Origin of the sequence: Ferrovum myxofaciens (assembly GCF_000735045.1) — a bacterium.
Classification (GTDB): domain Bacteria; phylum Pseudomonadota; class Gammaproteobacteria; order Burkholderiales; family Ferrovaceae; genus Ferrovum; species Ferrovum myxofaciens.
This window is the reverse complement of sequence record NZ_JPOQ01000076.1, coordinates 1-22,076: the sequence shown is the minus strand read 5'-3', so window position 1 is coordinate 22,076 and position 22,076 is coordinate 1. Positions and strand designations below refer to the sequence as shown.

Below are 22,076 nucleotides of genomic sequence, written 5' to 3'. Positions count from 1 at the left end.
AGTACGAATGCGTACAATATAGTTTCCGAAAACCCCACCATTGTATAGGAGAAAATCATGCCTCACGCAGTGCAAGTCAAGCAAGGTCAGGAATATTGGTTCTGTGTTTGTGGAAAGAGCCCCGATGGGTTGTGTAATGGTTCCCATGAAGGGTCTGGAAAAAGCCCCCGCCAATTCATTGCCGAACAGGATGAGACCTTATACATCTGTGGCTGTGGCCAGTCTTTCAACAGCCCCTTCTGTGATGGAACCCATAAAACCCTGGCGCCGATCCTCTGACCCATCACTCAGTTCGGGCACTTCGGTGCCTGATAGTTTATTTTAAGTCTAAATCGCGTTAGAATCATGGTATGGACACGACGCTTTCCCCCCGGGATTTTTTTCAACCCCCCCTTTGGCATGACTGGGGAGAGGGTTTCGTTCACCAAACGCGCTGTGAAGGTTTGCCTGACCCTCAGTGGGGATTATGGAATTCAACGCTGGCGCAGGAACTGGGTTTGCCCGAAAATCCTACGCCGGAAGCCAGTGCCTTCTTCTCTGGAAATGGTCCACAAGTGCCTTGGTGCAGTGCTTATGCCGGACATCAATTTGGTCAGTGGGCAGGGTTGCTGGGCGATGGACGAGCCCATACTCTGGGACGGGTTCCGTCTGGAAATCAGGAAATTCAACTCAAGGGCGCAGGTGTGACGCCCTATTCACGGCGTGGAGATGGGCGCGCTGTGCTGCGTTCTTCCCTGCGTGAATATCTGGGGTCGGAGGCCATGGCGGGATTGGGAATTCCCACTACCCGTGCTCTGGCCCTGATGACTTCCTCTCTGCCTGTTTGGCGTGAAACCCGGGAAACTGCTGCCATTCTGGCACGAGTGGCCCCCAGTTTTTTGCGTTTCGGTCATGTGGAACACCTGGCCTGGAATGATTTTCCCGCTGAATTGCAGCGATTGCTCGATTTATTGATGACGTTTCATTATCCTTCGGCCAGAGCCCAGTCCAACCCAGTATTGAGTGTATTGGAGGGGGTGGTGGAACGCACCGCTCACCTCATGGCAGCCTGGCAGTCGGTGGGATTTTGCCATGGGGTCATGAATACCGATAACATGTCTCTGCTGGGGCTCACGCTTGACTATGGACCCTTTGCTTTTCTGGACCGTTTTGATCCGCATTTTATCGTCAATCATTCCGATCAGGAGGGGCGTTATGCCTATGACCAACAACCCTGGATCGGAGCCTGGAATTGTGCGGCCCTGGGCAGTGCGTTGAGTGCGTTGATCAATGATGCGGAAGGCATACAGACTGTGCTGGGACGGTACAGTTCGCAATTTTCCAACGCCCTGCTGAACCGTTTTCGCAGCAAATTGGGATGGCGGAAACCGTTGCCGGAAGACCAGTCCCTGGTGAAATCCCTGCGTGCTCTCCTACACCAAAATCAGGTGGATTTTACCCGTTTCTTTCGCTTTCTGGCCCAGGATGAAGTACAGGCGGAACCCGCCCGTCTGGAACACGAGGAGGAATTTCAAGGCCCCTCTGCCTGGACTGAATGGGTAGGGGCCTATCGGGAACGATGTGCGCGGGAAGAAAGTGCCGCATGGGTACGGGCACAGGGGATGCGCGCCATCAACCCCAAATATGTTTTGCGCACCTATCTGGCAGAATTGGCAATTCGTCAGGCCCAACAGGGAGACTTTGCAATGGCCCGCAACCTGGAAAGCGTTCTGCGTACCCCCTGCGATGAGCATCCCGAATTTTCTGCCTGGGCGCTTGCGCCCCCGGACTGGTCCGGGGAACTGATCCTGAGTTGCTCCTCGTGACCGTCCCAACCGTGGGACAGGAGAGACACTACCGCTATTATGATCTGATCATGGCGGCTTTTATTTGCATCCTGCTGTGTACCAACCTGATTGGGGCAGCCAAACAGACGACGCTCAGCGTGCCGGGTTTCAGCACTTTCACCGTGGGGGCGGGGGTTCTCTTCTTTCCTATTTCCTATTTTTTCGGGGATGTTCTCACCGAGGTCTATGGCTATGCACGGGATCGCCGGGTGGTTTGGGCGGGATTTACGGCTCTGGCCTTCGCTGCTCTCATGGCCTGGGTGATTGTCTCTCTACCCCCCGCGCACAATGCTTTCATGGCGACCTTTCAGGGGCAACTGGAAGGGGTATTCGGCAATACCTGGCGGATTGCCGCCGGTTCCATGCTGGCCTACTGGTGCGGCAGTTTTTCCAATAGTTATGTCCTGGCGCGTCTTAAAGTGAAGACCCGTGGACGATGGTTGTGGATGCGCGCCATCGTTTCGACGGCGGTGGGGGAGGGTCTGGATTCACTGCTTTTTTACGGGATTGCTTTTTACGGGATATGGGAAACACGGGATTTGATCGAGGTGGCGATTCTGGAGTATGGCATCAAGGTGTTTTGGGAAGCGCTGGCCACTCCCCTTACGTATGCTTTGGTGAATTTCCTCAAACGGGTGGAACAGGAAGATTTTTATGATGACCACACCCATTTCAATCCCTTTTCCATTGAGCCTTGACGCATGCCGGAATTGCCTGAAGTCGAAGTGACCCGTCAGGCGCTCAGCCCCCATGTAACCGGTCAAATCTGGGTGGGCGCGGTGATTCGGGAGAGCCGCCTGCGTCATCCCGTTCCTCAGGAGTTGGCAAGCTCCGACCCCCAGCAGGTTCTGCAGGTGCGACGACGGGGAAAATATCTGGTGCTGGAAATGAGCCACGGGGCGCTCATCGTTCATCTGGGCATGAGCGGCACCCTGCGCTACCTGACCCAGGCGGTGCCCGCGCAACGGCATGAGCATGTGGACCTGTTATTCGCGGATGGGAGTCTGGTGCGCTATCGTGATCCCCGCCGGTTTGGCGCACTGCTTTGGGTTCCCCGTCCCCCCGAAGTCTCTGGAGCGCCTTTCTGGCAGACCCACCCCTGTTTTTCCAGGATGGGACTGGAACCTCTGGAAGCTGGGTTTGATGGGGCCTGGTTTTATCGCGTCACGCGCGGCCTGAAGGGCGCCATCAAACCCCTGTTGCTGGAGGGGCGACTGGTGGTGGGTGCTGGCAATATCTATGCCTGCGAAAGTCTCTTTCTGGCCGGCATCGACCCGCGTCGCGCAGCGGGACGGATTGGCCTGGAGCGCTACCATCGTCTGGCACAAGCGGTGCGTCAGGTTCTGGAACAGGCCATTCAGGCGGGGGGAAGTACCCTGCGTGATTTTGTGGGGGCTCTGGGGGAAGGCGGATATTTTCAGCATCAACATCAGGTTTATGGTCGTACGGGACAACCCTGTGCGCGCTGTGCAACCCCCATCGTCCAGATTCGTCAGGGACAACGCTCTACTTGGTATTGTCCACGCTGTCAGCGCTTCTGATCCGTGCCGAGATGAGTTGCAGGGTGGCGGCGTAGCGGATTCGCACGTCTTGGGGAGAGGAAACGGTAAAGCCAAGGTCGTGCAGTTGACCATTGTCCAACCCATAAACCCAGGCATGAACGGTGACGGGTTGCTGGCGTTCCCAGGCATCCTGGACCACGGTGGTCTGGCAGACAGTGAGGGCCTGTTCCATGGCATTCAATTCGCACAGGCGGTCATAACGCAGGTCAGCAGGGCACTGTTCGATGAGGGCCCCGTGCTTTTCATGCACATCCCGGACGTGCCGTAACCAGTTGTCGGCAATCCCGACCCGTATTCCGGTGAGGGCTGCACGTACGCCCGAGCAGCCATAGTGGCCCACCACCATGATATGACGTACCTTCAGTTGGTCCACGGCAAACTGCAGCACCGACAGGGAATTGAGGTCGCTGTGCACCACGACATTGGCCACATTACGGTGGACGAAGACTTCTCCGGGGGCCAGTCCGGTGATCTGATTGGCCGGGACACGGGAGTCGGAACAACCGATCCACAGATATTCAGGTGCCTGTTGGGTGGCCAGTGCCTTGAAAAAGTCAGGGTCCTCAGCCAGCATGGAGTCCACCCAAAGGCGGTTGTTATCGAAGAGGTGTTGCAGGGGATGAAGAGAAACCGTCATGCGTTGAAATCCTTCTTTGAATCAGGGCGACCCACGGCCCGTAAGGTACCGAAGTATACCCTGATTAGTCCAGGGTTTTTTCCGGAGAGGACGAGGCTTGGAATCCTGCACGCCCTCCGAGGATCAGCATGGTCAATGCAAATGCTTTTTCAGACCAAAAGACGCCCGGCAAACCCTCGGACCTTCGGAACAGGGCAAAGGCTGCGAGCATGAGCAACACCAATAACGGTAGCCAGCGCCCTTGGTTCGTGCCCCAGGTCCAGCGTTGTGCCCAGGCCAGTCCGGCGAGGGCGCAGAGCCATCCCCCGGCTGCCCCCACCAGCACATCCAGGGGCCAGTGTACTCCGAGGGCAATACGGGAGGCACCCACGGCCAATCCCATGAGAATCAGAGTCCAGCGCATACCTGATGCGCGGAGTGGGAGACCATGGATGAGAAGGGCAACCAGGGTGAAGATGGCGGTGGTATGTCCCGAGGGGAAGGACCCATGCAACAGGCGGGGGCCAATAACCGTCACCGTTAAAACAGCGGGGGGGCGCGGCGCATCTATCCAATGCTTCAAGCCATGGGAAAAGAGGAAGGCCAGCAAGGAGGCCAACAGGGCAGCCCACAATAAATCCGGGCGGCGTCGCCACCAGGGAAACAGAATCAGAGGGAGCAACGCAGAGTCTCCCAGCGCCGTCCAGTGGGTCCACATCAAGGGGGGCAGGAAAGAGAAAAGCCGATGCAATACCTCGAATAGGGGCAAGTTGGTGCAGGTTAGCGCGACTTCGACGGCCAGTCCCAGACACACCAGGGGGAAGGTCCAACGCCAAAGCGTTCGAGAAGAGAAGAGCGGAGGAGTCATTGGGGTAGGATTTGAACCAGATAGAGACCTCCCATGGCGTGCAGGACGACATAGGGGGGGAGTTCGGAAAGGTGGTCTGCCCGGATAAAAACCCAGTCTCCGGCATGGGCCGGTCGGTTGATGGTGGCTTTGCCACTGTACACGGCAAAACTGGGCATCCGATCGTCTGCAACGATGGGTACCGGGTGATGACGGGCCCACTGGGCCAGAACGCGCACCGGGGTTTGTTGCAGACGGGCGGCCACCGGCATGAACACCGTGGTCAGCATCAGGGTACTCATCACGCCGGTGACCCCAAGAGCCAGGCTACGCGTAGAAAGATCGGTGGGTATCGGGCGTACCCGAAGGATCACGAATCCCAGAAGGACGCAGAGCATCACCAGGCTAGCCACGCTTGCCCACCACCCGCCGGTAAAAATGTCCGGACCCTGCAGAAACAGGGCGCGCAGGTAAGGATTGGCGGTGGACTGAGCCTGATACTGGACCACGAAGGGTAAACTGACGACCAGAGCGGGCATGATGAGCCACGGGAGCCAGAGGCTCCAGGAATGTTTGAGGGAATGGCGGTATTGGGCCATGAGCAGGAAAAGTGGGGGTAATCCGATCAGCAGATAATGTGGCAATTTAGTGTGCGCCAGGGAAAACAGGATGAAAACCGTGACAAACCAAAGCAACAGGAACTGGGTCAGGGGAGTGGCGCGATCGCGCCAGCCTTCTCCCAGGGATTTCAATAACAAAGGGGTGTGCGGCCAGGCAATCACCAGCAGTACAGGCAGGTAATACAGAATGCTTCCCCCGTGCCCTTGCAAGGTGCCGGTGAGACGTCCGAGGTTTTCCCGCCACAAAAAGTAATCGATGAAGCGGGCCCCCATCAAGCGGTATTGAAGGACATACCAGGGCAAGGCCAGCGCACAAAAAATGAGCCATCCCCAGCCATTGAAGGCGCTCCGAAACCAGCGTCTCCATTCTTTCTGGAATCCGTAGAACAAGAAACTGGTGAGTGCGGGGACCACCACGGCCACTGGCCCCTTGGCCAGAAACCCCAGAGCCATCCACAGCCAGGTACGCCGTTCAGCCCAGGGGTCCTGGGTTTTCCAGGCCAGATAGATGTCCAGTTGAGCCAGGGTGATGAGGAGACAGAGAACGCCGTCCATTGCCGCGGCGTGGGCCGATACCGTGACGCCCAGAGAGGTGGCGCAGAGCAGGGTGGCCAGTGCACCGGCCTCAGGCCCCCAGTGTTGGCGAGCAAAGCGACCCAGAACGAGCATCCAGAGCAGACAAGCCAGCAGTGAAGGAAAACGGAAAACCCAGGCATGGACACCGAGGACCTTGACCAACGGGGCCTCGAGCCAAAAAGCCAGGATGGGTTTTTCAAAAAAAGGTTGGCCGTTCAGGGTGGGTGTAACAAAGTCGCCGCTGTGAGCCATTTCCACAGCGACTTCTCCGTACTCCCCTTCATCCTCGTCAAACAGGGGTAACTGGACCAAGGCCAACCAGGTGGTCAATAGCGCCAGTACCCACAAGCCCTTCAGTCTGCGCACCAAGTCAGACATGAACCACCTTTAGAGAGTTTTAGCCAGCCCGTTTGCGAATGGGCGCCTTGGTTTGACGCTGCTCCGACCAAGGGGTATGGGCCTCGCGGTGCTGGGGTCGATCCTGCGCCGGGTTACTACGACCCTTACCACCGGAGGGACCAGGGCGGGCGGCAGACCGTGAGGGCGGGCGAATCGGCATGCGCGGTTCGAATCCGGCGATGGTATGAACATCGATGGATTTTCCGGTGAAACGTTCAATGCGCTGCAGTTGCTGCAAATCGCGACTGCTGGCCAGGGAAATGGCGATTCCCTTGTTACCGGCACGGCCGGTACGGCCTATCCGGTGGACGTAGTCCTCCGCCACTTTGGGCAAGTCATAGTTGATGACATGACTGATGCCGGGAACATCGATGCCGCGCGCAGCGACATCGGTGGCTACCAGAACGCGCAAACGTCCATGGCGCAAGCCGTCCAGGGTGCGGTTACGGGCACCTTGATGCATGTCACCGTGGAGTGCGGCCGCAGAGTGGCCCTGTCCGCTCAGGTCATCGGCCAGCAGATCGGCATCGCGTTTGGTGGCGGTGAAAATAATGGCCTGGTTGAGATCGACATCGGCCAGCAGATGGGCCAGCAGACGATTCTTGTGGGCCAGATTGTCCACGTAGTGGAGGCGCTGATCGATGTTTTCATGGGCGGCTTTGAGGGAAGTGGCCTCGATGCGTACGGGTTCCCGCAGGAGGGTTTCAGCCAAACGCGCAATGGGTTTGTCGAAGGTGGCAGAAAACATCAGTGTTTGACGGGTGATCGGGGTGGCGCTGGCGATGCGTTTGACATCGTCGATGAATCCCATGTCGAGCATGCGATCGGCTTCATCCAGGACCAACATTTCAACTTGGGATAAATCGACCCGCCGACTGTCCATCTGGTCGAGCAAACGTCCCGGCGTTGCCACTAAAATGTCATAGGGGCGAGCCAGATTGCGGTTCTGCACCGGATAGGGGGTTCCTCCCAGCAAGGTCACGGTGCGAACCTGTTTCAGGTTTTTGCCGTAGATTTTGGCGGCTTCGGTGATTTGGCTGGCCAATTCGCGGGTGGGGGAAAGGATCAGCAGGCGTGGGCCTTTCCCGCTCAAGGGGCGGGTGGCCAGACGATGCAGGGCCGGCAACATGAAGGCGGCAGTTTTGCCTGATCCGGTGCGTGAGGTGACCATCAGGTCGGAGCCCGTCAGCAAGGCCGGAATGGCCTGAGCCTGCACAGGCGTGGGTACGGTATAGCCGGCTTCGGTAACAGCGCTGAGCAGGCGGGGGTCCAGATTTAAGTGTTCAAACAACATGGGGGTGGTCAATGTACGAATCCTCGAGGGCGAAGCGACAGGTAAAGGGAACCCGGGAGGGTTCACACGAGCCTCAGATGAATAAAACAGCGGAGAACCGCCGGCGTAAGTCACTAACCGGCAAAAGACATTCAGAAATGAATGGATAAGGTCAGGGACACTGCACTACCTGTCGCATGCAGTGCCGGCATGATAACAGAAAGCGAAAAAAAATGAAAGGCATTAAAGTAAGCCGTGTGAAAGAGCCTGTTTTCCCTGGGGAGAACTGCGTCACCCCGGCGGGTTAAGCCGTTGCCTTGAGGGCACGGCGCAGAACCTTTCCCACGGTGGAATGGGGCAATTCGGTACGAAATTCGATGTGGCGAGGAATCTTGTAACCCGTCAATTCCTGGTGGCACCAGGCAAGGAGTGCCTGTTCTGTCAGGTTGGGGTCGCGGCGCACCACAAACACCGTAATGGCTTCACCCGAATGGACATCCTCGACGCCGATGGCGGCGACTTCGGCAATCCCGGGATGATGGGAGAGAATTTCTTCGATTTCGTTGGGGTAGACATTGAATCCAGAGACTTTGATCATATCCTTTTTGCGGTCCAACAGGGTCAGTGTGCCCGTCGGGTTCCAATGCCCGATATCGCCGCTACGAAAATAACCATCGGGCCAAAAGGCCTGACTGGTTTCTTCTGGTTGTTGCCAGTAGCCAGACATTACCTGAGGTCCGCGGATACAGACTTCACCGCTGGCTGCGGGGGGAACTTCATTGCCCTCGTCATTGCGTAGAGAAATCTCGGTGTACGGTAAAGGTTGCCCCACACTTCCGTCAAAAGTTTGAACGTCAAAGGGGTTCAGACAGACCCCCGGCGAAGTTTCGGTCAATCCATAGGCCTGGTTGATGCAACATCCTGTGACGATTTGCCAATGGTGAGCCACTTCGTGCTTGACGGCCATGCCTCCGCCCAAGGTGGATTTTAGATGAGAGAAATCCAGATGGGCAAAGGCTGGATTGGACAGCAAAGCATCAAACAGGGTATTGACCCCGGTAAAGATACTCATGGGGTAGGGTTTCAGGGCGCGAACCAGTCCGGGGATATCGCGGGGGTTGGGAATCAGCAGGTTGGTGGCGCCTAATTTCCAAAACAGCAGACAATTGGCCGTCAGGGCAAAGATGTGATAGAGCGGCAAGGCCGTGACGACCTTTTCCTGTCCAGGGACCAGGTGCTGACCATGCCAAATCCCCACTTGGCCCAGATTGGCCATAATGTTGTGATGACTGAGCATGGCCCCTTTTGCGCGCCCGGTGGTTCCGCCAGTATATTGCAAAAAAGCCAGATGTTCCGGCGTCAGTGAAGGGCAGGTGAAAGGTCGGTTTTTCCCCTGTTCCAAAACAGTTGGAAAAGAAAATACCGCATCCATATGCCAGGCCGGAATGGCTTTTTTCCAGTAGCGCAGAACAAGATTTATGACGGTACCCCGTAGCCCCATCAGATCCCCCACCTGGGTTACGATGACGTGGCGCAGACTGGGGACACGAGCCTGAGCCACCGTATGGGCAAAATTTTCCAGAACCACGAGATATTCGGCCTCGGCATCGCGCAACTGGAACTCCAGTTCTCGGGGTGTATAAAGCGGATTGCAATTGACCACCACCCCGCCAGCGCGCAGTATTCCATACACCACAACAGGATACTGGGGCAAATTGGGCAACATGACGGCCACCCGCGTTCCAACGGTCAAGCCCTGATCCTGTAACCAACTGGCGAAATGCAAGGCCCACCCTTCGATCATTTCGTAGGAGAAGGTTTGCCCCAGACAGTGAAAGGCATCGTGCTGCGCAAAGGTACGACAGGCCCGCCCCAGCATGCGGTCCAGGGTTTCCAGGGAAGCGGACTCGAAGCAAGATTCTGAGGGGAAGAGTGAAGATGTTTCCATGAAATGATGACTCGTTCCCTTGGCTTCACAGAGTTGAAAGTAGACCTCCAAAGGTTATCATCGCATGCTTTGAGTGTGCTGTCAAAAAACCTCGAAATTTTTGATTAAATTGATAATAATCAGTTTGTTATGGATTAGAAGGCATGGTACAGGAAACCCCGTTCCCGTAACGTGCGGTGCGCTTCGGCGTGATTGGGATACAGGCATTGCAGGGTTTCCCGGAATGTCGGGCCATGATTCATATGCCGCAGATGGGCTACTTCGTGGGCAATGACGTAATCCATTTCTGCCAGACTGGCCTTGAGCAAACGCCAGTTGAGGCGGATCATCCCGCGCGCATGGCAACTACCCCAGCGACGGCGGGCATTGGACAGGGCAACGGCGGGCAGGGGCACGCCCAACTGTCCGGCGTAATGCGCGACACGGGGCAAAAAGAAAGGCAGGGCCTGGGCTTGGTACCAGCGTTGGAGGGCTACCGTGATGTCGCCTCGACCAGGGTTGAGGTACAACACTTCGCCTTCAAGGTGGGTGGGACCGGAATCCAGGGACAGGCGCACAGTGCGTCCCAGATAAGGGAGTAAGGCGCCTTCCCGAGGGACGACGCGTAACGCTGATTTTTGGCAGCACTCGGTCCATTTGGTGCGAATCCAGGCGGCACGGGTCTGGATCAATGTTTCCAGTTGCGCGCCGGGTAGGTTGGGGGGGGCAAACACCGTCAACCCCTGCTCGTCGATTTTGAGACCAATGGTCCGGCGACGCGGACTTCTCACCAGTCGGTAAGGGAGGGTCTGTCCGGCGCAGGTGAGCAGGGGTTGGGGCAGGGCAGGCTGGTTCATCGGATAACAGAACCCCTCTTGTGCTTTCGTCGCCAGGGGTGGGCGGGTTGGTGGCTCCAACGTTCCAGTTCGGCTTCGATCCAGGCTTCGGCTTCCTGATTGACTTCGATCCCTTCCCGTCCCTCGGTGGAGAGGACGGGGCCCAGGGACAGATGAATGGTACCCGGATATTTGCCCAGCATTCCTTTTTGCCATAATCGACCTGCATCATGGGCCAGGGGGACCACGGGAACGCCTGCCTGCACAGCCAGCAAGCCGCCGCCAGGGGCATAGCGACCCCGATAACCGTAGGGAACCCGGGTCCCCTCCGGAAAAATAATCACGATCAGTCCCCGACTCAGGCGTTCCCGTCCCTGACTGAGTACTTGCTGGAAAGCTTCGCGCCGTTGCTCGCGGTCGATGGCGATGGGTTCGAGCAGTCTCATTCCCCATCCGAAAAAAGGAATGGAGAGTATTTCCTGTTTCAATACGAAAACATGCGGGGGGAGGAAAGCCGGAAAAAAAATCGTCTCCCAGGCTGATTGATGTTTGGCCACCAGAACGAAGGGGCCGCTGGGCAAGTGCTCCCAGCCGCTGATTTCATGGTGAATGCCACAAATCCAGCGGGCCAGGACCAGCATCAGACGCGACCAGGCTCCCGCAAAATAACGGGGTCCGCGCACGCCGAAAGGCGCAGACAGGATCATGAGCAGGGCGTACACGGGGGTAGCCAATCCTTGGGCTAGGACGAAAATCAATGCGCGCAGGATGCGCATGATCAATGTTTGGCCAGCAGGGTGCGCACGGCCTCCTGAAGGTTTTCATGAATCAGGGTTCCGGGCGGCAAGTTGCCCGTCTCGAGGGTTTTTTGGCCTTTGCCCGTGAGCACCAGGATCGGCTGGGCCCCGGCCCGTTCTGCAGCCACCAGGTCGCGCAAAGAATCGCCGATGGCGGGAACGCCCTGGAGCGAGGTGTTGTAACGTTGTCCGATCTCTTCAAATAGTCCGGGTGCCGGCTTGCGACAATGGCATCGCGATTCACGGGCATGGGGGCAAAAGAAAATGGCTTCGATCAACCCGCCCTGCTGAGCCAGGGCATCGATCATCTTCTGGTGAATGGCATTGAGAGTCGTCAGATCGAATAGTCCGCGCGCGATGCCTGACTGATTGGTCGCGATCACAACTTGATAACCGGCATGGTTGAGGCGGGCGATGGCCGCCAGACTGCCAGGTATGGGATGCCATTCTTCCGGGCTTTTGATGAAGCGGTCGCTATCGGCATTGATAACGCCATCACGATCGAGGATGATAAGAGACATGGTCGTAGGGTTCCTTGCCAGGGGGCTTCAACTACTCAGGCAGGACAGGTCGCCTACCTGATTCATGAGCGATTCCAGGTCTTGCAACAGGGCCAGGCGTGCTGCTCGCAGTCCGGGGTCCTCACACATTACCATGAGGTCGGTAAAAAACCGGTCCACGGGGGCATGCAACTCTGCCAGCGCGCTCAGGGCGGAGGAAAAGTCGGCCTGGCGCAGGAAAGTGTCCATGCGGGGTTGCAGGGCCTGCAGTTTTTCCTGCAAGTCGAGTTCCGCCGGTTCGCGCAGGGGCGCGGGGGGGACGGACTGTGTCGAGCCAGACTTTTTGAGCAGGTTGCGAATGCGTTTATGGGCTGCACTCAGGCCGATGGCTTCAGGGCAGGTGCGGAAAGAGGCGAGCGCCTGGAGGTGCGCGGGCAACCGGTCCAGACGAGCGGGTAAGGGGGAAACCACCGCTTCCACCAAGGCCTGATCGAATCCCTGGTCGCGCAACAGACCGCGCAAACGATCCTGAATGAAGGTGGGCAGAGAGTTCAATGCCGTGCTGTCCAGTACGCCCTGAGGGAATGTGGCCTCGGTCCAGGCGAGGAGCGCAGGCAGTTCCAGTGCAGGCGCCTTGTCCATCAGCAGGCGCAGGATCCCCAGGGTGGCGCGGCGTAATCCATAGGGATCCCGGTCCCCTGTGGGAATTTGGCCGATGCCGTAAATGCCCACCAGGGTTTCCAGTTTATCGGCCAGGGCCATGACCGTGCCCAGGGGGGTGGTGGGTAAGTCATCTCCGGCAAAACGGGGACGGTAGTGGGCTTCGATGGCCAATGCCACCTCTTCTGTTTCCTGATCGTGGCGGGCATAGTCCCGTCCCATGAAGCCTTGCAGTTCGGGGAATTCTCCCACCATGTCCGTGCTCAGGTCGGCCTTCAGCAACTGCGCTGCCCGGCGGGCTTGCGTGCCGGACAAATGCAGGGCGCTGGCCATCCTTTCGGCCAGTTGGGACAGACGTTCGACCCGTGCGCCCAAACTGCCCAGACGCTGGTGGTAAACCACCTGATCCAGATGGGCGCGCCGCTCGCTCAGGGGGGTCTTGCGATCCTGCTGGTAGAAGAAACGGGCATCCGCCAGGCGCGCGCGCAAGACGCGCTCATTGCCTTGGATGATGGCCCCTGGCGTGGCTGTTTCCAGATTGCTGACCAGCAGGAAGCGAGGCTGCAACTGATTCTGGGTATTGCCCAGAGGAAAATACTTTTGGTGTTGTTGCATGGAAAGAATCAGGCATTCCTGAGGAATTTCCAGGAAAGCAGGGTCAAACCGCCCTTCCAGGACCGTGGGCCATTCCACCAGTGCTGTCACTTCGTCGAGCAGTTCTGGTCCGGCCAGTACGTGGTGGGGCAGAGCCAGGGCGTTCAAGGCCTGCTGGATACGCTGACGTCGTTCGGCAAAGGAGGCGATCACCTTGCCTTCCCGTTCCAGAAGTGTGGCATAGGATGCAGCGTGGTCGAGGGTGAGCAGACCTGCGCCCAGAAAACGATGCCCCAGGGTCTGGCGAGTGCTGGAGAGTCCAAACAGATTCAAAGAGATCAATTGATCTCCGTGCAGAACCATCAGTCCATGGACCGGGCGGACAAATTCGGAGTCACCCGAGCCCCAGCGCATCACCTTGGCCACGGGCAGTTGGCGCAGGGCCTGGTCGAGCAGGGCAGGAAGCACTTCCCCCAGAGGGATACCACGGTGCAAGGAATGGTGAACATAGTATTCCAGTCCCTTGTCATCCCTGCGCAGTTCCAGAGCATCCACGGTGACGCCACAGGATCGGGCAAATCCCTGCAGGGCCGGGGTGGCCGTGCCATCTGCCGTTTGTCCGGCTTTGCGACTGGGCCCCTTGCGTTCCACCAGACGCTCGGGTTGTACGCCAGCCACGTCCTCGATCAACATCGCCAGACGGCGTGGCGTTGCGAAGATCTGGACGGCAGCCTGCGCCGGGGCAAGGTGTTGGGCCACCAATCCCTGATGTACGCTCTGAGCAAAACTGGTGGACAACTTCAGCAGGGATTTGGGCGGCAGTTCTTCGGTGCGCAGTTCGATCAGCAAAGGTGCGGAGGTCATTTGGATTCTCCGGTTTGCTGCGCGCCCAGCAGGGGAAAGCCGAGGGCTGCCCGGGTGTCGTAGTAAGCCTGGGCCACCTGTCGTGACAGGGTGCGGATGCGCCCGATATAACCGGCCCGTTCCGTGACTGAAATGGCGCCACGGGCATCCAGCAGATTGAAGGTGTGCGAACATTTGAGGGCCATGTCATAGGCGGGTAGGGGTAAGCCCGCTTCGATCAGACGTTTGGACTCCCGTTCAAAACCCGCAAACTGTTCAAACAGCCAGGCGGGGTTGCTGGCCTCAAAGTTGTAACGGGACTGTTCCACTTCATTTTGATGGTAGATATCTCCGTACCGCAAGCCTTCCGTCCAGATCAGGTCGTAGACGTTGTCGCAGCCTTGCAGGTACATGGCGAGGCGTTCCGTTCCATAGGTGATTTCACCCAGTACGGGGGCGCAGGTCAATCCTCCCACTTCCTGAAAATAGGTGAACTGGGTGACTTCCATGCCGTTGAGCCAGACTTCCCAGCCCAGTCCCCAGGCGCCCAAGGTAGGATTTTCCCAATCGTCTTCCACAAAACGGATGTCATTGTTTTGGGGATCGATGCCCAGAGCAATGAGAGAATTCAGGTAAAGGGACTGGATATCCTCCGGAGAGGGTTTCAAGACCACCTGAAACTGGTAATAATGTTGCAAACGGTTGGGGTTTTCACCATAACGCCCATCCTTGGGGCGCCGCGAGGGCTGAACGAAAGCGGCTTTCCAGGGTTCGGGGCCGAGCGCGCGCAGGAAAGTGGCGGGATGGGAAGTGCCCGCACCCACTTCCATGTCAAAGGGTTGCAGCAGGGCACAGCCCTGGTCGTTCCAGTAGTGTTGCAAGCGCAGCAGCATGGCTTGGAAGGTGAGCATGGGTCAGAATCGTTGGTTCAGGGGTTGCAGGGAAATCCATACTCCGAGGACGATGAACCAGAGCAGAGACCATTCGGAAATGGCCAGACCCGCAAAGGTCCAGCCCACGCTGGCACATTCGCCTGAACCTTTGAGGACGATGGCCAGTGCGTTGAAGAAAGGATGGGCTTTGATGATGTAATTCAAACCGGGGCCACAACTGGGAACTTGATCGGGGGGGAGATGCTGCAGCCAAACCTGGCGCGCTGCGATGGCCGCACCCGTAAGGGCCAGGGCTCCCCCCAGGCGTGCATAGGCGCGCACGAAAAACCCCTGGGTAGGGTTATGAATAGCCGCCACCAGGAAAATGACGCCCAGTCCCATCATCAGGACGCGCTGAAGGATGCATAAAGGACAGGGTTCTTCCCCCAGACCATGTTGCAGATAGAGGGCAAAAAAGATCAGACCGCTGGCTGCCATAAAACCAAAACCATGGCAGAGGCGGCGCGAAAGTGGAAGATTCATCGCAAGGGTCGCCAACGTAAGGAAAGAATCAGGGCAAGAGCGCAAAGCGCAAGGATACCGTAATTCCCCACCAGCACGAAAGGTGTCACGCCGCCATAGCCGGAAATATTTCCGCCGAGGTTGAAAATTTCCCCACGGGGGGCCCGTTCCAGAATCTCTCCATGGGCACCGATCAGGGCGGTGACGCCCGTATTGGTCACGCGCAGCATGGGGCGCCCTGTTTCCAGGGCACGAGTCTGGGCCATTTGAAGGTGTTGTTCGGGGCCGATGGACGAACCGAACCAGGCATCATTGGTGAAATTGGCCAACAGGGTGGCCTGGGGCAAGGCCTGACGGATTTCATCGCCAAAGGCATCTTCATAGCAAATATCCACTCCCACCCACTGCCCCCCCACGCGCAAGGGCGGTTGATTGGGATTTCCGCGCTGCTGGTCGTCCAGGGGAATATTCAGTGCGGAATGGATCAGGGGGGCCAGCAGATCACTCCAGGGGATGAACTCGCCAAAGGGGACGAGGTGGACCTTGTGGTAGGCCTGCATGGGGGAGTGACCGAAACTGAAGACGCTGTTGTAATACTGGCCACGCTCCGGTTCGGAAAACAGACCCACCAGAATGTCGCTGTTGTTTTCATAGCCAAAGGTTTCGAGTGCTTCGCTATATCCTTCCGGCATTCGCTGGCGCAGGTAGGGCAAGGCACTTTCGGGCAGGAGAATCAGGCGTCCGGTGCTGTTGAAGAGCAGAGTGTTGTAGCGTTGCACGATCAGCCCCCGGCTTTCAGCCACGAACTTCATGTCCTGAGGGATATTTCCCTGTAACAGATTGACGGCGATGGGCTGACCCAGGGGGTGAACCCAGGGCAGTCGTTGGAGTGCCAGTCCGCTGGCAAGGAGTATCCCCAGGGCGAGGAGCGAGACGAGGGAGGAACGATGGTGCCGTAGGGAAAGGAGGGCGAGCGTCAGCAGTCCTGCCCCAAGAACAGTGGCTGCCGAGGCGCCAAATACGCCGAGCAGAGGCGTAAACCCGGCCAGCGGGCCCTTGGGGGTGGCGGCATAGCCCAGGGATAACCAGGGAAATCCGCTCAGAAACCAACTGCGTACCCATTCGGAGAGCGTCCAGAGTGCCGGGGTAACCAGCAGCCAGCGACTGGTGGGACGGTCGTGGAAGCGCCAACTCCAGCGTCCCACCAACGCAGGGAAAAGTGCGAGGCAGGCGCTGAAGAGGAAAATGAGGAGGTAGGCCAAGGACAGGGGCATGCCACCAAATTCGTGCAAACTGATTTCAATCCAGTGAATCCCGGTTTCAAAAAAACCCAGACCCCAAAACCATCCAATCCAGCCAGCACTCCGGCCATGATGGCAACCATGCCAAAGCAATCCCAAAATCGAGAGGGACAGGAGGGGAGCGGGCCAGACATGGTAAGGCGCAAAACCGGTGACCGCCAGGGATCCGGCCAGGAGGGCAAAAAAGCCGGCCCAGAGTTTTCCTTTCATGAAGACGGGGAATCCGGATTCAGTTTCGTCACCGAGACGGAATGGAGGCGGCGGCTGTCGGCACGCAGGATTTTGACCTTGAGCCCGGCAAAGATGATCTGTTCGCCGCGCTTGGGCATGCGTCCGAACTGATTCAGGACCAGTCCCCCGAGGGTTTCGACGCCATTGCTATGGAGATGTGTGCCCATGAAACTATTGAAATCTTCCAGTTCGGTGGTGGCTTTGACGCGAAACTGGGCTTCTCCTTCCGGAACGATATTGTCCTCGGTTTCGTCAAAATCGTATTCATCCTCGATGTCGCCCACGATCTGTTCCAGCACGTCTTCGATGGTGACCAGTCCCGAGACCCCCCCGTATTCATCCACCACCATCGCCATGTGGTTACGGTTGGTGCGAAATTCGCGCAGCAGGACATTGAGGCGTTTGGATCCGGGCACGAAAATGGCAGGACGCAGCATGTCGCGGATCTGAAAAGGCAACCCGGCGGTGAAGCGCAGCATGTCCTTGGCCAGCAAAATGCCCACCACATTATCCTTGTTGCCTTCGATGGCGGGAAAACGGGAATGCGTGGTTTCGATGAGGAACGGAATGATCTGTTCCGGAGAGGATTGGAGATCGATGACGTCCATCTGGGCCCGGGGAATCATGACATCCCGAACCTGCATGTCGGCTACCCCCAGAACGCCCTCCATCATGCTCAAGGCATCGGTATCGAGCAAATTTCGTTCCAATGCCTGATGCAAAATGGCGATGAGTTCTTCGCGGTTCTCGGGTTCATGGTGCAACCAGTGAGTCAGACGCTCGAGCAGCGAGGGTTTGTGGGGGGGTTCTTCAACCATGGGCAGGACAGTCCAGATAAGGATTAGGAATGGAAAGTTGGGTCAATAAGTCGATTTCGAGGGTTTCCATGAGGGTGGCCTCCGTCTCGTTTTCGTGATCGTATCCCTGCAAATGGAGTATTCCGTGAATGAGCAGATGGGCATAATGATTCAAGAGCGGTTTATGTTGCAACCGGGCTTCAGCCTTGATCACGGGAGCACAGAGTACCAGGTCTCCGTGCAGACGCGTGGAGGCGCGTGGATTCTCGTCGGGATAGGGGAACGTCAGAACATTGGTGGGATAATCCTTGTGACGAAAGGTTTGATTCAGGGATCGTCCCTCCGGGCGGTCCACCAGACGCACGGTGATCATGGCGGAACGGCGCAGTGCATGACGCAGCCACTGGCGGATTTGCCCTTCGGAAGGTTGGAGGGATGAGCGACTGGCGCGCTGAACCGTCAGGTGGAGGTGGAAGCGGTGTGGCTCAGCCATGGGAGGAGTTCTGGGTTTCATAGGCATTGACGATACGTTGAACCAGAGGATGGCGAACCACATCCTCAGCCTGGAAGATGGTAAAAGCAACGCCTTCCACCCGCTGCAAGACATTTCGGGCATCGATCAGTCCGCTTTTCTGGGTGCGGTGCAAGTCGATCTGGGTAACATCGCCGGTGATGACGGCGCGGGTACCAAAACCAATGCGGGTGAGAAACATTTTCATCTGCTTTGGCGTCGTATTTTGTGCCTCGTCCAGAATGATGAAACTGTGGTTGAGGGTGCGCCCCCGCATATAGGCGAGGGGCGCCACTTCAATGACGCCGCGCTCGAAGAGACGACCGACCCGCTCATGACCCAGGAGGTCATAGAGCGCATCGTACAGGGGGCGCAGGTAGGGATCGATCTTCTGGTGAAGATCGCCCGGCAGAAAGCCCAGGCGTTCCCCTGCTTCCACGGCCGGCCGCACCAAGATGATGCGTTTGACTTCTTCCCGTTCCAGGGCATCCACGGCGGCTGCCACGGCCAGATAGGTTTTACCCGTGCCGGCAGGTCCTACGCCGAAGCACAGGATATGTTCGCGCATTTGTTGCAGGTACTGGATTTGGCGGGGGGACCGGGCTTCCACCTGACCACGGCGGGTTTGCAGTATCTGTTTGGTGGGGGCCAGAGCCGGTTCTTCGGCCTGTTGTAAACGTAAATGGGTCAGTTTTCGGAACAGAAGGGCGGGATCCAGGGGCACGGTGGCCTCCTGGTACAACGTGTCCAATACCGCTCTGGCCCGTTCCAGGTCCTGGGGAAGGCCGGTCAGGGTAAAGACATCTCCCCGTCGGTGCAGGCCGATGTCCAGATGGCGGGCCATAAGCGCCAGATTTTCATCGAGTACCCCACATAGATTGGACAGTCGAACATTGTCCAGAGGCGTGGGGATGAATTCGCATTGTTCGGGGACAGGGGCAGGCATCAGAGCAAGTCAACCAACTCGCCGCGCAGGGTGTGAGGGGCGGCGGCCGTGATGCGCACGTCCACGAAATGCCCTATCAGTCGCTCTCCTCCGGGAAAGTTCACAACGCGGTTGTTATCCGTTCGTCCCCTCAGCTCCATTGTATGACGGCGCGCATGCCCATCCACCAGAATGCGCTGACGAGTACCTACCATGGCGGTGCTGATTTTGAAGGCTTGGGCATCGGTTTGAGCCAGCAGGGCCTGGAGTCGTGTCCGTTTGACCTCCAGGGGAACGGTATCCGGCCGGTCGGCTGCCGGGGTGCCGGGGCGAGGGCTGTACATGAAGCCATAACTGCCATCAAACTCCACCTCTTCGATCAATTGAAGGGTTGCGGCAAAATCCTCATCGGTTTCGCCGGGAAAACCGATGATGAAGTCACTGGTCAGTGACAAACCGGGTTTGGCCTGACGCAGAGAGGCCACGGTTTCTTTGTAGGATTCCACGGTATAGCCCCGTTTCATGGCCGCCAGAATGCGGTTGGAACCCGACTGAACGGGCAGATGGATCTGGCTGGCCAGTTTGGGCAGCCGTCCGTGGGCAGCAATCAGGGTAGAGGTCACTTCCAGCGGGTGGCTGGTGGTGTAGCGGACTCGTTCGATTCCTTCGAGGGCACAGACCTCTGTTAAGAGGTGTGCGAAGTCCAGATCCGCACCGGAGTTTTGCAGGTGCAGCCAGGCATTGACATTTTGTCCAAGCAAGGTAACTTCCCGAACCCCCTGGCGAGCCAAAAGACGAATTTCCTCCAGAACGGCCTCGAGCGGACGAGAAAACTCTTCTCCGCGCGTATAGGGCACAACGCAAAAACTGCAATACTTGCTACACCCTTCCATGATGGAAACGAAAGCCGTGGGGCCTTCAACCCGGGCAGGGGGTAAGGCATCGAATTTTTCGATTTCCGGAAAAGAAATATCCAGTTGGTGCCGTCCGGAGCGCTGGCGCTGGCGCATCAGTTCGGGTAGGCGATGGAGGGTTTGAGGCCCGAACACGACGTCCACATAGGGAGCGCGATCCAGCAAAGCCTGCCCTTCCTGGCTGGCCACACATCCTCCTACGGCAATGACCACATTGGGTTGGGCCAATTTGAATTCGTTGGCTCGGCCCAGTTCGGAAAAAAACTTTTCCTCGGCTTTTTCCCGTACCGAACAGGTATTGAAAATGATCAGGTCGGCGCTCGCCATGTCCTCAGTAGGTTCCATGGCATGGGATTGTTGGAGCAACGCAAGTATTTTCTCCGAGTCATAAACATTCATCTGACAGCCGAAGGTCTTGATATGGACCTTTCGGCTCGGAGGTGTGAGCGGGACAGTGGAATTCATTGAAACGGCGACGTGACCTATGGAAAAGAGAGAGTTCAGAACGGGTTCCAGGTTTTTTCCGGGGTGTAATGCATGTAACCGACACTGGCACCTTCACGCAGACCCACGCCCAGTCGGATCGGGGCCAGGATGATATCGCCCCGTTGCTGGTAGTTGATGCCGGCGCCACCGACAAAATAGAGACTGCCATCGACTCCAGGGTAGCGCTGGAAAATGGCGTTGGCAGAGGGCAGATGATAGACCAGAACGAACACCTTGGTGGCATCCCCGCCCAGGTCAAAGCCAACGGACGGACCGGTCCAGTAGACTTTGCGCGCAACTCCGTCCTTCATGATCAGGTCGCCATCTCCGTAACGCAGTCCGATAGCGATGGCACCGGCCACCTCTTCCCCCTTGATGTAGCCATTGGGGCGTCCCTTCTCACGAAAGGCTTTTTCAATCAACTTGGCCAATCCTTCTGTGGTTTGGCCAAAAAACTGGGTGGCATCCTTGACGATGGAGTCCTGATCGAAAGTTTCTTCTCCCTGTGGAGGTGCTGCACTGACCAGCATGGGAAAACAACAACTGAGTAGTACGAACCAGAGACGAACCAGAAAGCGGTTGATCATGGGGCCTATCCTTGGATGTTATGAAGGGACAGGGATCATCATACCAAAAAATATTGAATCAGGGGCTTGAGTAAAGTCCGGTCAGGAGTTAAAATGCTCCGCTTGTGGCGAATTAGCTCAGCCGGTTAGAGCGACGGAATCATAATCCGCAGGTCCGGGGTTCGAATCCCTGATTCGCCACCAATAGAATAAACGGCTTACGGAAATTTACCGTAGGCCGTTTTCATTCGCGGGGCACTGGCGGGACATTCGCAAAAAACAAGACCCAGCAACCAAGACCAGACCGCCGCCCCACTTTCGACCTTACGCATCGCTACCGCGTGACACAACCAACCTGGCACGCAATCCCTTCTTTGAATAAATAATCTTCAAAAATGCCTATAAGGGAATCGCACCACAAAAGCCACAGAAGCCCATGGACTTGCGGACACCCTGGGAAAGCGCACTGAAAAAAGCGGAAATACACGACTTCAAGTTTCACGACCTGAGACATTCCGCCGCCAGTTACCTGGCCATGAATGGCGCGTCACTGGCCGAGATTGCCGAAGTGCTGGGACACAAGACCCTTCAAATGGTGAAGCGGTACGCGCACCTGTCCGAAGGCCATACCGCCCGCGTGGTGGCATCCATGAATAACAAGATTTTTGGGTAAGGGCAACCAACCGGCCAAGGAGGCGGGTACGACCCTCCGTCCTGAGTAAGGTCACGCATCTCGAAGGTCTTTAGTGTATCAAAAGTTCTACCTATGAAGAACAATTTTAACCCAAATTGTTCATTAGCCCGCCTTTAACGAAATAAGCGAAAATATCGACAATTTTTCCGAATTAATTTCTATAATGCATTGATTATAAAGTATTTGAGTTTTTTGTTTTTGACGATATCTCTGTGTAGTGCCATAATATTTTGCAATGTTCACTAAAACCCCTTTCTTTTCTGGTAGCATCGTAGAATGTTTATTCGCCAAACCAGAACCAACAACAAAGCCACCGGGGAGTCCTACTTCACCCATCGACTCGTGCGCACGGAGCGCATCGGTGGCAAGGTGCGTCAAGTT

General features: G+C 57.2%; 22 protein-coding genes, 1 tRNA gene and 1 pseudogene. 6 read left to right on the top strand and 18 right to left on the bottom strand.

Going from position 1 to position 22,076, the window contains the following annotated elements; translation table 11 throughout:
- Nucleotides 1-57: 57 nt before the first annotated feature.
- The 4 genes from IV91_RS17285 to mutM all read left to right on the top strand — a co-directional run bounded on the left by IV91_RS17285 (nucleotide 58) and on the right by mutM (nucleotide 3,367).
- Nucleotides 58-279: a CDGSH iron-sulfur domain-containing protein gene (locus IV91_RS17285; RefSeq protein ID WP_082783229.1), complete on the top strand. Its 222-nt coding sequence runs from the start codon at nucleotides 58-60 to the stop codon at nucleotides 277-279.
- 71 nt (nucleotides 280-350) lie between these two features.
- Nucleotides 351-1,805, top strand: a complete 1,455-nt coding sequence (locus IV91_RS0109860) for a protein adenylyltransferase SelO (protein ID WP_051862504.1) — start codon at nucleotides 351-353, stop codon at nucleotides 1,803-1,805.
- Between the two features lie 50 nt (nucleotides 1,806-1,855).
- Nucleotides 1,856-2,524: a queuosine precursor transporter gene (locus IV91_RS0109855; protein WP_084190029.1), complete on the top strand. Its 669-nt coding sequence runs from the start codon at nucleotides 1,856-1,858 to the stop codon at nucleotides 2,522-2,524.
- Between the two features lie 3 nt (nucleotides 2,525-2,527).
- Nucleotides 2,528-3,367 (top strand): bifunctional DNA-formamidopyrimidine glycosylase/DNA-(apurinic or apyrimidinic site) lyase, encoded by an 840-nt coding sequence (gene mutM / locus IV91_RS0109850; RefSeq protein ID WP_031597966.1) that lies wholly within the window; start codon nucleotides 2,528-2,530, stop codon nucleotides 3,365-3,367.
- Here mutM and can read toward each other — a convergent pair.
- From can to IV91_RS0109765, 17 genes are all read right to left on the bottom strand, one after another.
- On the bottom strand, nucleotides 3,333-4,025 hold the full coding sequence (can, locus tag IV91_RS0109845; protein ID WP_051862502.1) for a carbonate dehydratase: 693 nt from the start codon (nucleotides 4,023-4,025) through the stop codon (nucleotides 3,333-3,335). The two genes, mutM and can, sit on opposite strands and share 35 nt — an antisense overlap.
- 64 nt (nucleotides 4,026-4,089) lie before the next feature.
- Nucleotides 4,090-4,872, bottom strand: coding sequence for a phosphatase PAP2 family protein (locus IV91_RS16855; protein WP_051862501.1), 783 nt, complete (start codon nucleotides 4,870-4,872; stop codon nucleotides 4,090-4,092).
- Complete coding sequence (locus IV91_RS0109835; RefSeq protein WP_031597962.1) at nucleotides 4,869-6,425, bottom strand: ArnT family glycosyltransferase; 1,557 nt, start codon at nucleotides 6,423-6,425, stop codon at nucleotides 4,869-4,871. The genes IV91_RS16855 and IV91_RS0109835 overlap by 4 nt, the downstream gene beginning before the upstream one ends.
- Before the next feature lie 19 nt (nucleotides 6,426-6,444).
- Complete coding sequence (locus IV91_RS0109830; RefSeq protein WP_051862500.1) at nucleotides 6,445-7,740, bottom strand: DEAD/DEAH box helicase; 1,296 nt, start codon at nucleotides 7,738-7,740, stop codon at nucleotides 6,445-6,447.
- Nucleotides 7,741-8,023: 283 nt separating this feature from the next.
- On the bottom strand, nucleotides 8,024-9,667 hold the full coding sequence (locus IV91_RS0109825; RefSeq protein WP_031597957.1) for an AMP-binding protein: 1,644 nt from the start codon (nucleotides 9,665-9,667) through the stop codon (nucleotides 8,024-8,026).
- A gap of 134 nt (nucleotides 9,668-9,801) precedes the next feature.
- The gene (locus tag IV91_RS0109820; RefSeq protein WP_051862499.1) at nucleotides 9,802-10,503 is read right to left on the bottom strand and encodes a M48 family metallopeptidase; all 702 of its coding nucleotides are present in this window, start codon (nucleotides 10,501-10,503) and stop codon (nucleotides 9,802-9,804) included.
- Nucleotides 10,500-11,258, bottom strand: a complete 759-nt coding sequence (locus IV91_RS0109815; protein WP_051862497.1) for a lysophospholipid acyltransferase family protein — start codon at nucleotides 11,256-11,258, stop codon at nucleotides 10,500-10,502. Before IV91_RS0109815 ends, IV91_RS0109820 begins: the two co-directional genes overlap by 4 nt.
- 2 nt (nucleotides 11,259-11,260) lie before the next feature.
- Nucleotides 11,261-11,800 (bottom strand): D-glycero-beta-D-manno-heptose 1,7-bisphosphate 7-phosphatase, encoded by a 540-nt coding sequence (gmhB, locus tag IV91_RS0109810; RefSeq protein ID WP_031597953.1) that lies wholly within the window; start codon nucleotides 11,798-11,800, stop codon nucleotides 11,261-11,263.
- 27 nt (nucleotides 11,801-11,827) lie between these two features.
- Complete coding sequence (gene glyS / locus IV91_RS0109805; RefSeq protein ID WP_031597952.1) at nucleotides 11,828-13,897, bottom strand: glycine--tRNA ligase subunit beta; 2,070 nt, start codon at nucleotides 13,895-13,897, stop codon at nucleotides 11,828-11,830.
- The gene (gene glyQ / locus IV91_RS0109800; protein WP_031597951.1) at nucleotides 13,894-14,787 is read right to left on the bottom strand and encodes a glycine--tRNA ligase subunit alpha; all 894 of its coding nucleotides are present in this window, start codon (nucleotides 14,785-14,787) and stop codon (nucleotides 13,894-13,896) included. The genes glyS and glyQ overlap by 4 nt, the downstream gene beginning before the upstream one ends.
- A 3-nt stretch (nucleotides 14,788-14,790) precedes the next feature.
- Nucleotides 14,791-15,291, bottom strand: coding sequence for a disulfide bond formation protein B (locus IV91_RS0109795; RefSeq protein WP_031597949.1), 501 nt, complete (start codon nucleotides 15,289-15,291; stop codon nucleotides 14,791-14,793).
- Nucleotides 15,288-16,781, bottom strand: a complete 1,494-nt coding sequence (lnt, locus tag IV91_RS0109790; RefSeq protein WP_031597947.1) for an apolipoprotein N-acyltransferase — start codon at nucleotides 16,779-16,781, stop codon at nucleotides 15,288-15,290. Before lnt ends, IV91_RS0109795 begins: the two co-directional genes overlap by 4 nt.
- Entirely contained in the window at nucleotides 16,778-17,620 is an 843-nt protein-coding gene (locus IV91_RS0109785) for an HlyC/CorC family transporter (RefSeq protein WP_031597945.1), read from the bottom strand. The genes lnt and IV91_RS0109785 overlap by 4 nt, the downstream gene beginning before the upstream one ends.
- Nucleotides 17,613-18,092: an rRNA maturation RNase YbeY gene (gene ybeY, locus IV91_RS0109780; protein WP_031597944.1), complete on the bottom strand. Its 480-nt coding sequence runs from the start codon at nucleotides 18,090-18,092 to the stop codon at nucleotides 17,613-17,615. Before ybeY ends, IV91_RS0109785 begins: the two co-directional genes overlap by 8 nt.
- Nucleotides 18,085-19,056 carry a PhoH family protein gene (locus IV91_RS0109775; protein WP_051862496.1) on the bottom strand — a complete coding sequence of 324 codons (972 nt, stop codon included), beginning with the start codon at nucleotides 19,054-19,056 and terminating at the stop codon, nucleotides 18,085-18,087. Before IV91_RS0109775 ends, ybeY begins: the two co-directional genes overlap by 8 nt.
- On the bottom strand, nucleotides 19,056-20,414 hold the full coding sequence (miaB, locus tag IV91_RS0109770) for a tRNA (N6-isopentenyl adenosine(37)-C2)-methylthiotransferase MiaB (protein WP_031597941.1): 1,359 nt from the start codon (nucleotides 20,412-20,414) through the stop codon (nucleotides 19,056-19,058). The genes IV91_RS0109775 and miaB overlap by 1 nt, the downstream gene beginning before the upstream one ends.
- Nucleotides 20,415-20,449: 35 nt before the next feature.
- Nucleotides 20,450-21,022, bottom strand: a complete 573-nt coding sequence (locus IV91_RS0109765; RefSeq protein ID WP_150112447.1) for a DUF1134 domain-containing protein — start codon at nucleotides 21,020-21,022, stop codon at nucleotides 20,450-20,452.
- 106 nt (nucleotides 21,023-21,128) lie between these two features.
- Between IV91_RS0109765 and IV91_RS0109760 the strand changes: the two genes are divergently transcribed.
- Nucleotides 21,129-21,205 (top strand) — tRNA-Met (locus IV91_RS0109760).
- A gap of 223 nt (nucleotides 21,206-21,428) precedes the next feature.
- Nucleotides 21,429-21,674: pseudogene (locus tag IV91_RS0109755) on the top strand (tyrosine-type recombinase/integrase); the annotation flags it as partial.
- 123 nt (nucleotides 21,675-21,797) lie between these two features.
- On the opposite strand, the gene IV91_RS18435 reads toward IV91_RS0109755, so the two are convergent.
- Nucleotides 21,798-22,076, bottom strand: a 279-nt coding sequence (locus IV91_RS18435) for a hypothetical protein (protein WP_035417673.1), incomplete at its 5' end; no start/stop codon positions are given.

Coding starts and splice junctions, on each gene's coding strand:
- IV91_RS17285 (WP_082783229.1), top strand. CDS start 58: ATGCCTCACGCAGTGCAAGTCAAGCAAGGTCAGGAATATTGGTTCTGT.
- IV91_RS0109860 (WP_051862504.1), top strand. CDS start 351: ATGGACACGACGCTTTCCCCCCGGGATTTTTTTCAACCCCCCCTTTGG.
- IV91_RS0109855 (WP_084190029.1), top strand. CDS start 1,856: ATGGCGGCTTTTATTTGCATCCTGCTGTGTACCAACCTGATTGGGGCA.
- mutM (WP_031597966.1), top strand. CDS start 2,528: ATGCCGGAATTGCCTGAAGTCGAAGTGACCCGTCAGGCGCTCAGCCCC.
- can (WP_051862502.1), bottom strand. CDS start 4,025: ATGACGGTTTCTCTTCATCCCCTGCAACACCTCTTCGATAACAACCGC.
- IV91_RS16855 (WP_051862501.1), bottom strand. CDS start 4,872: ATGACTCCTCCGCTCTTCTCTTCTCGAACGCTTTGGCGTTGGACCTTC.
- IV91_RS0109835 (WP_031597962.1), bottom strand. CDS start 6,425: ATGTCTGACTTGGTGCGCAGACTGAAGGGCTTGTGGGTACTGGCGCTA.
- IV91_RS0109830 (WP_051862500.1), bottom strand. CDS start 7,740: ATGTTGTTTGAACACTTAAATCTGGACCCCCGCCTGCTCAGCGCTGTT.
- IV91_RS0109825 (WP_031597957.1), bottom strand. CDS start 9,667: ATGGAAACATCTTCACTCTTCCCCTCAGAATCTTGCTTCGAGTCCGCT.
- IV91_RS0109820 (WP_051862499.1), bottom strand. CDS start 10,503: ATGAACCAGCCTGCCCTGCCCCAACCCCTGCTCACCTGCGCCGGACAG.
- IV91_RS0109815 (WP_051862497.1), bottom strand. CDS start 11,258: ATGCGCATCCTGCGCGCATTGATTTTCGTCCTAGCCCAAGGATTGGCT.
- gmhB (WP_031597953.1), bottom strand. CDS start 11,800: ATGTCTCTTATCATCCTCGATCGTGATGGCGTTATCAATGCCGATAGC.
- glyS (WP_031597952.1), bottom strand. CDS start 13,897: ATGACCTCCGCACCTTTGCTGATCGAACTGCGCACCGAAGAACTGCCG.
- glyQ (WP_031597951.1), bottom strand. CDS start 14,787: ATGCTCACCTTCCAAGCCATGCTGCTGCGCTTGCAACACTACTGGAAC.
- IV91_RS0109795 (WP_031597949.1), bottom strand. CDS start 15,291: ATGAATCTTCCACTTTCGCGCCGCCTCTGCCATGGTTTTGGTTTTATG.
- lnt (WP_031597947.1), bottom strand. CDS start 16,781: ATGAAAGGAAAACTCTGGGCCGGCTTTTTTGCCCTCCTGGCCGGATCC.
- IV91_RS0109785 (WP_031597945.1), bottom strand. CDS start 17,620: ATGGTTGAAGAACCCCCCCACAAACCCTCGCTGCTCGAGCGTCTGACT.
- ybeY (WP_031597944.1), bottom strand. CDS start 18,092: ATGGCTGAGCCACACCGCTTCCACCTCCACCTGACGGTTCAGCGCGCC.
- IV91_RS0109775 (WP_051862496.1), bottom strand. CDS start 19,056: ATGCCTGCCCCTGTCCCCGAACAATGCGAATTCATCCCCACGCCTCTG.
- miaB (WP_031597941.1), bottom strand. CDS start 20,414: ATGAATTCCACTGTCCCGCTCACACCTCCGAGCCGAAAGGTCCATATC.
- IV91_RS0109765 (WP_150112447.1), bottom strand. CDS start 21,022: ATGATCAACCGCTTTCTGGTTCGTCTCTGGTTCGTACTACTCAGTTGT.